This is a genomic window from Paenibacillus sp. FSL R7-0302, assembly GCF_038006885.1.
Lineage (GTDB): Bacteria > Bacillota > Bacilli > Paenibacillales > Paenibacillaceae > Paenibacillus_AQ.
Window position 1 is genome coordinate 1433189 of sequence record NZ_JBBOWB010000002.1, and the last position, 12115, is coordinate 1445303.

8 protein-coding genes are annotated in these 12115 nt (G+C 55.3%); 6 read left to right on the forward strand and 2 right to left on the reverse strand.

Features of this window, described 5'->3' with window-relative positions:
• The first annotated feature begins 39 nt into the window (after positions 1-39).
• The 6 genes from pcrA (at position 40) to MKY96_RS32045 (ending at position 9339) form a co-directional block, all read left to right on the forward strand.
• The gene (pcrA, locus tag MKY96_RS32020) at positions 40-2409 is read left to right on the forward strand and encodes a DNA helicase PcrA (RefSeq protein ID WP_340946700.1); all 2370 of its coding nucleotides are present in this window, start codon (positions 40-42) and stop codon (positions 2407-2409) included.
• A gap of 77 nt (positions 2410-2486) precedes the next feature.
• Positions 2487-4499 (forward strand): NAD-dependent DNA ligase LigA, encoded by a 2013-nt coding sequence (gene ligA / locus MKY96_RS32025; protein WP_340946701.1) that lies wholly within the window; start codon positions 2487-2489, stop codon positions 4497-4499.
• Positions 4500-4719: 220 nt separating this feature from the next.
• The gene (locus tag MKY96_RS32030; RefSeq protein WP_340946832.1) at positions 4720-6441 is read left to right on the forward strand and encodes an alkaline phosphatase; all 1722 of its coding nucleotides are present in this window, start codon (positions 4720-4722) and stop codon (positions 6439-6441) included.
• A gap of 12 nt (positions 6442-6453) precedes the next feature.
• Entirely contained in the window at positions 6454-7179 is a 726-nt protein-coding gene (locus MKY96_RS32035) for an ABC transporter ATP-binding protein (RefSeq protein WP_340946702.1), read from the forward strand.
• Entirely contained in the window at positions 7176-8420 is a 1245-nt protein-coding gene (locus MKY96_RS32040; protein WP_340946704.1) for an ABC transporter permease, read from the forward strand. Before MKY96_RS32035 ends, MKY96_RS32040 begins: the two co-directional genes overlap by 4 nt.
• 13 nt (positions 8421-8433) lie before the next feature.
• Positions 8434-9339: a hypothetical protein gene (locus MKY96_RS32045; RefSeq protein WP_340946706.1), complete on the forward strand. Its 906-nt coding sequence runs from the start codon at positions 8434-8436 to the stop codon at positions 9337-9339.
• 83 nt (positions 9340-9422) lie between these two features.
• Here the strand turns inward: MKY96_RS32045 and MKY96_RS32050 are convergent, their stop codons facing one another.
• Both MKY96_RS32050 and MKY96_RS32055 read right to left on the reverse strand, forming a co-directional pair.
• A complete protein-coding gene (locus MKY96_RS32050) occupies positions 9423-10697 on the reverse strand; it encodes a molybdopterin-dependent oxidoreductase (protein ID WP_340946707.1) in 1275 nt (424 codons plus the stop codon).
• 114 nt (positions 10698-10811) lie between these two features.
• Positions 10812-12062: an MFS transporter gene (locus MKY96_RS32055; RefSeq protein ID WP_340946709.1), complete on the reverse strand. Its 1251-nt coding sequence runs from the start codon at positions 12060-12062 to the stop codon at positions 10812-10814.
• Positions 12063-12115: the final 53 nt, after the last annotated feature.

The following is a 12115-nucleotide window of genomic DNA, read 5'->3' on the forward strand; positions in this document are numbered from 1 at the left end:
CATGAGCGTAGCTTATATTCAGAAAGGAGCATGTAACACATGCAACTTGTTAACATACAGGACGCCGTAAGCCGTCTGAATCCCCCGCAGCGTCAGGCTGTAGAAGCAACTGAAGGACCCCTGCTCATCATGGCTGGCGCAGGCAGCGGCAAGACCCGCGTGCTGACCCACCGGATTGCTTGGCTGATCGCGAACCGTAAGGCACCACCTTGGGCGATTCTGGCGATTACGTTCACGAATAAGGCCGCCCGGGAGATGCAGGAGCGTGTCTCCAAGCTGGTTGGGCCGGAGGGCCGGGATATTTGGGTATCCACTTTTCACTCCATGTGTGTGCGGATTCTGCGGAAGGATATTGATCAGATTGGCTTCACGTCGAACTTCTCCATTCTGGATTCGACAGATCAGCTGTCCGTTATCCGCAATTGTATGAAGGATCTGGACATCGACACCAAGAAGTTCGAGCCGAAGGCCGTTCAAGCGGTTATTAGCACGAACAAGAATGAGTTAATTACACCGGCGCAGTATGAGCAGAAGGTTGGCGATTATTTTGAAGGTCTGGTGGCCAAGGTATACACCAAATACCAGCACCGGCTGAGAAGCAATAACTCCCTGGATTTCGATGACCTGATTATGAAGACGATCGAGCTGTTCAAGGAGAAGCCGGATGTACTGGATTTCTATCAGAAGAAGTTCAAGTATATTCATGTTGATGAGTACCAGGATACGAACCGGGCGCAGTACATGCTCTGCCGGATGCTGGCTGAAGGCCACCACCGGATCTGCGTGGTCGGAGACAGTGACCAGTCGATCTACCGCTGGCGCGGGGCGGATATCTCGAACATTCTGAACTTCGAAGAGGATTACCCCGAAGCCCAGACGATTCTGCTGGAGCAGAATTACCGTTCCACCTCGAACATTCTGAATGCCGCCAACGGCGTCATTGCCCTCAATACGGGCCGCAAGCCGAAGAAGCTGTGGACCGACTCGGATGAAGGCGCGAAGATTAAGGTGTTCCGCGGTGACACTGAGCATGACGAAGGATATTTCGTCACCGGGGAGATCAGCAAGAATGTGAAGCAGGGACAGGCCTACCAGAACCATGCGATTCTCTACCGTACGAATGCCCAGTCCCGTGTAATAGAAGAAATTCTAATCAAATCAGATATTCCCTACCAGATCGTCGGCGGCATCAAGTTCTATGACCGCAAAGAAATTAAGGATCTGCTGGCGTATCTGCGCCTGCTGTCCAATCCCGATGATGATATCAGTCTGACGCGGATTATCAATGTTCCGAAGCGCGGGCTGGGGGATACCACTGTCGGTAAGCTGGCGGCAGCGGCTGCTGCCCAGGGCGTCTCGATCTTCCGGGCACTGCAGACGGTGGATGATCTAGGCTTCGCCGGACGGACCCGCAATACGCTAGTGGAATTCTATGACATGATCGAAGCCCTGCACCGGATGGTGGAATTCCTCTCGGTGACAGAGCTGACGGAGAAGATTCTGGAGCTGTCCCAGTACCGCCTTGAATTGCAGAATGAGAATACACTGGAGTCCCGTTCACGCCTGGAGAACATTGACGAGTTCCTGTCGGTTACGATGGAATTCGAGAAGAACAATGAAGACAAGTCACTGGTCTCCTTCCTGACCGATCTGGCCCTGGTTGCGGATATCGACAGTGTCAACGATGAAGAAGAACGCAGTGATGCGGTGGTGCTGATGACGATGCACAGCGCGAAGGGTCTGGAGTTCCCGACCGTCTTCATCATCGGGATGGAGGAAGGGGTGTTCCCGCACAGCCGCGCCTTCCAGGACAATGATGAACTGGAAGAAGAACGCCGGCTGGCGTATGTGGGCATTACCCGTGCGGAGAAGCAGCTGTTCCTCAGCTGCGCACGGATGCGCACGCTGTTCGGGCGGACGAACGCCAATGCGCCGTCCCGCTTCCTGGAGGAGATTCCGGAGGAGCTGAAGGAAGATACCGTCCGTGAATCGGACCGCTTCCGGCGCGGAGGCGCGGAGGCTGGCGGTGCCTATGGCGGGCGAGGCTTCGGCGGAAGCGGAGGCAGCCGGGGGAACTTCGGCGGCCGCACCGCTGCTGCCGGGAACGCGCCGGGAGGCGGCGGGTCCGCCAGCTTCGGCAGCGGCAGCTCGGCAAGCGCGGTGCCTGGCGCGGGCCGGGTGGTGGTGACGAGCGGAGGCGCGCAGCGCACGACGGGCGGAGCCGGGGCGGCTGCCGAGGCCGGAGGCTTCAAGGCGGGCGACAAGGTCGCCCACGGCAAATGGGGCACCGGCACCATTGTGGCCGTGAAGGGCAGCGGCAACGATACGGAGCTGCAGATTGCCTTCCCGGCGCCGGTAGGTGTTAAGCGGCTGCTGGCCGGCTTTGCGCCGATCACCAAAGTTGAATAAATCAAGCTTGCGATTAACGGCAGTGCTTTTGGATCACGCTAACCGTAGGAAACCTATTTGACGGAGGGATATGCCGGATGGATATGATGTTCACGATGGAAGAGCTTGTAGAAGAGCTGAATCAATACAATTATCACTACTATACGCTGGATGCCCCGCAGATTAGCGACAAGGAATATGATGTGCTCTACGATAAGCTGGTGGCCCTGGAAGCGGAGAGCGGGATTGTGCTTCCGCATTCCCCAACCCAGCGTGTAGGCGGAGAGCTGCTGAAGGGCTTCACGCCGCACCGCCATCTGGCGCCGCTGTGGAGTCTGGATAAGGCGCAGAATATTGAACAGCTTCGTACCTGGAACACCCGTGTGCTGAAGCTGGTGAATGATTATAATACCAAGAACCCGGACAATCCGCTGCCGGAGCCGTGTTATGCCGTGGAGCTGAAGTTCGACGGCTTGACCCTGAACCTGACCTATCGTGACGGGGCACTTGTACAAGCAGCTACCCGCGGCAACGGGGTGACAGGTGAGGGAATTCTGGCCCAGGTGAAGACGATCAAGTCCGTTCCGCTGAATATTCCGTTCAAGGAAGGCGTTATTGAAGTGCAGGGTGAGGGGATTATGAACCTGTCTGTACTGGCGGATTATAATACCCGCGCAGCAGAGCCGCTGAAGAATGCACGCAACGGTGCGGCGGGTGCGCTGCGCAACCTGAACCCGAAGATGACTGCCGACCGCAGGCTGAATGCTTTCTTTTATAATGTGGGGTATGCAGAGGGCGTGCAGTTCGCCGATCATCAGGAGATGATGGATTTCCTGCGCAGCAACCAGTTCAAGGTTAACCCTTACCTCAACTATTTCAGCAATTTCGATGATGTGACCGAGCAGCTGGCAGAGATTGAAGAGAGCCGTTCCGGTCTGGATTATCTGATTGACGGGGCGGTTATTAAGGTCACGGACTTCCGCATCCGTGAGGCCCTGGGCTATACCGACAAGTTCCCGCGCTGGGCCGTAGCCTATAAATTTGAGGCGGAAGAGACTACGACTGTGCTGGAGTCCGTCAGCTGGAATGTCGGCCGTACCGGCAAGGTCACTCCGCTGGCGCGGGTAGAAGCAGTGGAACTAGCCGGGGTCACGGTACAGAACTGCACACTCAATAACGTAGGCGATATTGAACGCAAGAACTTGAAGTTTGCCCTGGGTACACGGGTATTCATCCGCCGCTCCAATGATGTTATCCCGGAGATTCTGGGTAAGGTGACAGAAGAGAGTGACGGCGGGGAGATACTATTCCCTGAGGAATGTCCAGCCTGCGGGTTCCCGCTGGAGATGCGCGGCGCTCATCTGTTCTGCAACAACAAGCTTGACTGCAAGCCGCAGATTGTCAGCCGGATTACGCATTTTGCCTCCAGAGATGCCATGGATATTGAGACGTTCAGTGAGAAGACGGCGGCTCAGCTGCATGAGGAGCTTAGTGTACGGGAGCCTGCGGATCTGTACGAGCTAACCTTCGACCAACTGGTGAAGCTGGAACGGTTCGGAGAGAAGAAGGCGGCGAATCTGCTGAAGGCACTTGAAGACAGCAAAGGGAGAGATCTGGCATCCTTCCTCTATGCACTCGGCATTCCTAATACCGGCAAAGCCACGACAAGAATGCTGGCCGACCATTACCGCAGCCTGGAAGCCGTCATGTCTGCTACAGCGGAGGAACTGGCCGGACTGCCGGATATCGGAGGGATTGTGGCGGAGAGCATCGTGAATTATTTTGCCGACCCGTTTGTAGTGGTTAGCATCGACCGTATGCGGGCGCTGGGGGTAGAGGCCAAGGCTCCTGAAGCTCCGCGTGTAGTCAATACGAATACCTATTTCAGCGGCAAGACAGTCGTCTTGACCGGTTCCCTGCAAAAAATGACCCGCGAGGAAGCCGCCGAACGCCTGGAAGCTCTGGGAGCCAAGGTATCCGGCAGCGTCTCCAAGAAGACTGACCTGGTCATCGCCGGGGAGAAGGCGGGCAGCAAGCTGGCCAAGGCTCAGCAGCTCGGCATTCAAGTCATTGAGGATGAAGACGAGCTGATCCGCCTGCTGGAGATGTAGAATAAGGATTATCAACGGATATTGAATGTAACAGAACAGGAGTCCTGTACTTCCTTTGCCTGACGGCGGAGGGATACAGGGCTTTTTATATGAGTAGCCTTTATATGTTTCACATGAACACTTGATAATTTAATACAACTCCATACTTATTTTGACAGTTAGTTAATCTTTCCAAGGTAAGCTTGGGATTAGAACCGTCACAATGAGGAAGGGGTATATGATGAACAAGTTAATGAGGGGCATGATTTTTGGAGGATTGGCGGCAGCCGTAGTCTCAGGAGCAACACTTGCAGGGGCGGCCAAGAGCCCGGCTAATTCCGGGGGCGCTGCCAAGGCCCAGTCTAAGAATCTTATCGTTCTGATCGGCGACGGCATGGGCCCGGCCCAAGTGTCTGCGGCAAGATATTTTCAGCAATATACCAAGGGAGTCAAGCACCTGAACCTCGATCCATACTACGTGGGACAAGCTACTACATATGCAGACCGGGGAGAGGACAGCGGGAAAATCGTATCCGGGATCGTCACAGACTCCGCCTCTGCCGGTACTGCATTTGCAACAGGCCATAAAACCTATAACGCAGGCATCAGTGTCTCTAATGAAGATGTCTCCAAGCCGTTTGCTTCTATTATCGAAGCTGCCGAGAGCGCGGGCAAGGCCACCGGCCTTGTGACTACTGCCCGTATCACCCATGCCACACCTGCCGTGTACGCTTCCCATGTCCGTAACCGTGACAATGAATCGGCGATTGCCTCACAGTATCTGGAGAGCGGTGTAGATGTGCTCATGGGCGGCGGGAAGCAGTTTTTCCTGACCAAGGATGAGAAGGGCAAGCGTACGGATAAGAACCTGCTGCCTGACTTCAAAGCCAAAGGCTATACGGTGGTTGAGAATACCGCAGCCTTAAATGCACTCACTTCCAAGAATACCAAGGTATTAGGCTTGTTCGGTAACTCCCATGTGGCTTACACGCCAGACCGCACTCCGGAAATTCCAAGCCTCCCGGCGATGACCTCCAAGGCACTGAATATTCTGTCCGCCGATAAAGACGGCTTCGTCATGATGATTGAAGGCGGGCGTATCGACCATGCCGGTCATGCCAACGATCTGCCGACCCTGGTGCAGGAAGCGCTTGACTTCGACGCCGCCTTCAAGACAGCAGTTGAATTTGCGAAGAAAAACGGTAACACCTCCGTAGTGGTTACTGCTGACCATGAGACAGGCGGTCTCTCACTCTCGCGTGACAATATCTATGAGATCAACATCGATCTGTGGAACAAGCAGAAGCACTCCTCCGAGAGTCTGGCAGCAGATCTTGAAGCAGCGCAGACACCGGAAGAGATCCGCAAGATCGTAACGGCAAACACCTGGATCACGGATCTGACGGAGGAGGAAGTTACCCAGATTATGAATGGTGACGGATCTTCGTACAAACGGGAGGGCGCATATAATGCAGTGATCTCCAAGCGCCTGCTGGTCGGCTGGTCGGGTCACGGCCACTCTGCAGTGGATGTTGGGGTGTGGGCGTATGGCCCGATTGCTGACAAGGTGAAGGGACAGATTGACAATACGCAGATCGCAACTATGGGAGCGGGAATACTGGGACTGGATCTGAACAAGCGTTCCGCAGAGCTGCAGTCGAAGTATGTCTATCCGAAATTCAAAATCAGCCGCGACAATGAAGTGCTCTACCCGGCTCAGGCTCTGGTGAAGGCGCTTGGAGGAAGCTATACAGGGAATACTTCTACCGCCAAGCTCACTATCGGAAAGAATACGATCGAGGTCGATCTGACCGGTAAAACAGCGAAGCTGAACAGCAAAGCGGCCGCATACACGGTGGATGTGGATAACAACGTACTCTACCTTCCGCTTAGTGCATTCAACCAGTTGAAGGGCACGACCTTAACCTGGGATGCGTTATCCGAACGCATTGTGCTCAGATAGGAGTGGCTCTTATTGCTTCAGATTCAGAATTTGACCAAACAATTCAAAGTGGACGGCAGAGCTGTACCGATTCTCAATATCCCCCTTTGGAAGGTTGAAAAGGGAGAGTGCGTAGCCATTACCGGACCCAGCGGGTCCGGTAAAAGCACGCTTTTGCACCTGATCAGCGGCATTATGCGTGCAGACAGCGGCAGAATTACCGTAGATGGGCAGCCGCTTCACGAGTTAACTGAGGCGAAGCGCGATGCCTTTCGTGCTTCTGCTATCGGCTATGTGCTTCAAGACTTCCATCTGATTCCTTCGCTAACTGCACGGCAGAATATCGAGATTGCCATGACGACCCGGCTTCCGCAAAAGGAGAGACGGCGCATAGTGGACGGCTGGCTGGAGCAGGTGGGTCTGGGTGGCCGCGGAAGGCATCTGCCTTCCCAGCTCTCACGCGGGCAGCAGCAGCGTGTTGCTATTGTAAGGGCCATGGTCAATCACCCGCCGCTTCTGCTGGCAGATGAACCGACCGGCAGCTTGGACTGGGAGACGGCCGATGAGATATCCTCTCTGCTCCTGGAGCTTAGCGCGGCGCATGGACACACTTTAATCGTGGTAACCCATGACCTCAATATGGCTGAACGGTTTCCACGCCGCTTGAACATTCAGGATATCAATGAAGTGCGGCGGGAGGCATTATCCCGGCAGCGCTCTTCGCTCAGTGGGGTGGACAAGGAGGGGATTTCGCTATGAGTCTGTTCCGGCTCACTCTCCGCAATGTACTGCACCGGCGATTCCTGTCTCTTCTTACCGTGTGTGCAGTGGCGATTACCGTTGCTTTTATCGTTTTGCTTGTCCTCTCCCGGCAGAGTGTGGAGCAGGGGGCCAAGAAGGGATATGGACCCTTTGACCTTGTCATAGGAGCAGCGGGAAGTGAGACGCAGCTGGTGCTCAATACCTTTTATCATATCGGCGCACCAACCGGGAATATCCCGCTCACTGTTCTGGATGAGGCACGGCAGGACCCGTCTGTCGAAGCCGCCTTTGCGATGACCACGGGCGATAACTACAAGGGGTATCCGATTGTCGGGATAGATTCCGGTTACTTCTTCACCCGCTATGGCGGCAGCAGGCTGCAGGAAGGTAAGATGTATGCCCATACCGGTGATACGATTATCGGCTCGTATGTTGCCCAGTCACTAGGACTGAAGGTAGGCGATACCTTTGCGGGGGCGCATGGACTTGTGCAGGGAGAAGACCACGAATCCGCAGCGGCTGAGCACGAGGAGGGTCATGAGGAGGAACATGAAGCCGGAGAGTCAGGCGGGCATGCCCATGAGGATTTTCGATACAGGGTAGCGGGTATTCTTCCAGAGCTCCATACTCCAGATGACCGTGCGGTCTTTACAACGGTGGACTATGCCTGGGCTGTACACGGGCTCGCGCCTGAGGAACGGGAGATTACGGCGGTGCTCGTTAAGCCGGCCAGTCTGCTGGGGGCCCATGATTTGAAGCAGGCGTTCGATGGCAGCAATGGTGTCCAGGCGGCGTATACCAGCAAGGCTGTGTCCGAGGTGTTGAATGCAGTGGATCAGGGCTCCCGGCTGCTTGGGATGCTGACAGCCATATGTGTGCTGCTCGCAGCTATTGCGATTCTATTATCTCTTGTTGCAGCAGCCTCGGAGCGGACCAAGGATGTCGGAATACTGCGTCTTCTCGGAAAATCACGGGCCTACGTATGGCTCTCCCTGACCACAGAAGGCCTGCTGGTAACAGCAACCGGACTTATCGTGGGGCTTGTAATCGGACATCTCGGAGCTTATCTGCTTAAGGATATGCTGTTCTCGCAGGCGGGTATTCAAATCGAGCCCTACCACTGGACACCGGAGCATGGGCTTATTGTGCTTGGTGCGCTGGCTATAGGTCTGCTGTCCTCGCTTGGACCGGCCTTCCGGATGTACCGGATGCATCCGCTCGCCTTGTTCAAATCATAGGAGGTACGTTCAATTGATACGACTACAAGGAAGAATGCTTCTGCTGTCAGGAGCTGTGACAGGTATGCTGCTGCTTCAGGCATGTGGCCAGAATGCTGCTACTAACGGAAACGGGGAGTCCTTTGCGGCGGTGGCAGAAGCTCCGCAGAGCACTGAGGAAGTCGCGAAGGAAGCACAGATATCCTCATCCCCTTCTCCGCAGGCCACTGCTCCAGTAGCCAAAGACGGAGTTGCTGCATCCGCTGCTCCATCCAAAGGTACGGATGCCGGACCTAAGGTGACGGTTACGTTCAAGCCGTCTCCCGCGCCTACTGCTGCACCTGTAGGGACGGCTACCCGGAAGCCCTCCGGAAAGACTGTAACTACTACCCCGAGCCCGGCCGCCTCTTCTTCTGTACACAGCCCCCGCCCAGTGGCATCGCCTAAGGATACCGGGGGGAGCAGCGTTGTAGCGGAACCCGTCAAGGCTGGATCTGCTCCGGCATTAAGCGTGTCACCGTCACTGTCTCCGTCTGCGGCACCAGCGGCAGCCGCTACCGTGGGTGCTGCCTTCACGGGGAATAAGGCCATAGACTGGAATGGTTTTTTTGATGGAGACGATCAGACCCGGCCCTCAGAGCACTTCTGGGATCTCAGCGGACAGCAGGTGACCATTAAGGGCTTCATGGGTGAGGTCCTTTCTTTTGAGAAAAACTGGTTTCTGCTGATCCCCGAACCGGGTGCCGAATGTCCGTTTGATAATGGGGATGAGACCTACTGGAACAAGATTATGATCGTATTTGTTCCTGAAGGCAGTAAGCTCCGGTACATCTCAGGTCCGCTGGAGATATCGGGGCGCCTGGATGTTGGAATCAAGATTGACGAGTCCGGCTACAAAACCATGTTCCGCCTGTACGACGCTTCCTTCACCAGCCTGTGATCCATGAAGCAAGAACCAAAAAACCTCCAAATCCCGGATTGGGAAAGGAGGTTTTTTGTACTGAATAGAGAACAAAAGCTACATTACACCCGCTTCGCACCCGGCAGCCAGGCATCCTTATCGTATCCCCGCTGTTCCCAGTACCCGGTATAATCTTCATTGATTAACTCAATCCGGTTCAGCCATTTGACGGACTTATAGGCATACATTTGCGGAGTCACCAGTCGAACCGGCCCGCCGAGCTGATTGGGGATAGGTTTGCCATCGTGCATCACGGCCACCATGATATCGTCCATCCTCGCCTGATCCAGAGTGAGTGAGTCCGTATAGACACCGTCTCCCGAGTAGAGCTTGACCATGACGGCCCCAGGCTGCACACCGGCCATATCGAGCAGCTTCGAGAGGGGGAGGCCCTCCCATGTATTTTTGTACACAGACCAGCCGGTCACGCAGTGAAAATCACTGACCTGTACCTCGCGCTGCAGCTTGACGAACTCTTCCCAGTTCCAGCTCAGCTTCTTATCCACCAGCCCATCAATGGTAAAAGACCAGTTGGAGTTGTCGAACGCAGGAATGGCTGTGACCGTATATACGCGAAAGCTGCCCTCGGCTCCCCCGCCGATAGGAGGTGCTGATTCCGCCAGCGGAATAGGATCTGGAATCAATGCATTGGCATTGGTTGCCGCATAGTCGGCTGTACCCGGGAACTGCAGGGATTTACCGATCCAGCGGACAAAAGTAGGGCCGAGCGTGACAGCAAGCCCTGCGCCTACCGCAGCCTTGATGAAACCACGGCGTGAATACATAGGCTGGGCTTCAGAAGGAGCCGCGCGCCGTGCCCGTCCTGCGGGTGAAGAGGCCTCTTCAAGAGGGACAGCTTCTGCCACAATCGTGCGCTTCTTGGGCTCCTTCAGCCACTTCACCCGGGTAATGGAGTGATAGATGATGACTGGAAGGCCGATCCAGGTCAGCAGATCATGAATGAATAACGCAGTATTCGCTGCTCTCGGCCCGGCAAGCCTGAACTGCCAGAGCACAACCCCTGAGATCAGCCAGCCGATCAAAAGCGTAAGCACGAAGAGGACGTTGGCTTTTTGCGCAGGTTTACCCTTCAGCCGCTTCCAGTGCTTCGCTGCCAGGAACAGATAGTAGACCACAGGGATCAACAGCGCCAGTCCAAATACGATATGGCCCCATTTCAGCCACACTCTGCCCTCGCCCAGCAGCTCTCTCCAGAAGCCGCCCACTAGCATCAGACCGCTAACGGCAAGGATTAAGACCAGCCAGGCATTCCACAGGTGAATCGAGACGAGCTTCTTGCCGTATCCTTTGCGAAGGGTCGTAAGTAAGTTTTTCAAGCGCTTGGCCTCCTCTGGTGCCCCCGGCTTAGAGTGATTAATTCAAGTTTTAACTAATTGTACCGCAAAAAGTGTCCCTTGAATAATTCTCTGGCGTTATCCAGATTCTACGGATTATTCCGCCGCCCATTCCTCCAGCTTCTTGTCACCGGGCAGCAGCAGCGCCAGCAGGCCGAGCAGCGGCAGGAAGCCGCAGGCCACGAACACCGTGGCGATTCCGATCGTGTCGATCAGATGCCCGATCACGACAGAACCAATTCCGCCAAGCCCGAAAGCAAGGCCGGTTATTAGACCCGAGACCGTCCCGATATTGCCCGGATACAGCATCTGCGCGTAGATCACAGTGACGGAGAAGCTGGATAGTAGAATGAACCCGGAGATGATCAGCAGCACGGCCGCCCAGAACTGGTTCACAAAAGGCAGGGCCAGCGCAAACGGCACCGTCCCGATCATCGACACCAGGATGAGATTGCGTCGGCCGAAGCGGTCTGCCAGCGGTCCGCCGAAGAAGGTGCCTACAGCGCCGGCAGCGAGATAGATGAAGATATAGATCTGTGCCTTATCCAGCGTCATCCCGTATTTGTCCATCAAATAGAAGGCGTAATACCCGCCGATGGAGGCGCCGTACCAGGATCGCACGAATACGATGAAGACCAGAATAACCGTTGTAATCAGAATACGTTTGCTGCGGGCAGGGTCGATAGAGCGTGCCGCTGACTTTTTGCGGAACGTGTATCCGGCATCCAGCATCTCGCGGTACCAGCGGGCCACATAGGCCTGGATGGCCACCCCGGCAGCGGCGATAACGGTGAAGCCGAGAGCGCCCATCTGTCCGAAGGGAATGAATACCCACTTCATTAATAGAGGACCCAAGGCCTGGCCGGCGTTGCCGCCCACCTGAAATATGGATTGCGACAGCCCCTTGCGCTGACCGGCAGCCATATGAGCCACGCGCATGCCTTCCGGATGGAACGCTGCTGATCCGAAGCCCACAAGCATTACGGACACAATCACTAATACATAATTGCCGGCAAAAGCGAGCAGGAAGACCCCCGCAAAGGTACAGCACATCCCCAGCGGGAGCAGGATCGGACGCGGCTTCCGGTCAGCGGCGAAGCCGATAATAGGCTGAATCACCGAGGAGGTGAGATTCAGCGCGAACGCAATCCAGCCGATCTGGGCATAAGAGAGCACCAGGTTATCCTTTAGTACAGGGAACATCGCCGGAATCAGTGCCTGAATGGAATCATTGAATAAATGAACAAAGCTGACAGCAAGCAAAATGCGGTAGATGGTAGCCTGCTGCAGATTGCGTGATTCACCCAAAGAGCCGGGTGGAGCTTGAGGCAGGGTCTTGTTGGACATTTGAACTCCTTTCAGGAACAGTTAATAAGTAAGTTATCTATGGATACGAAGAT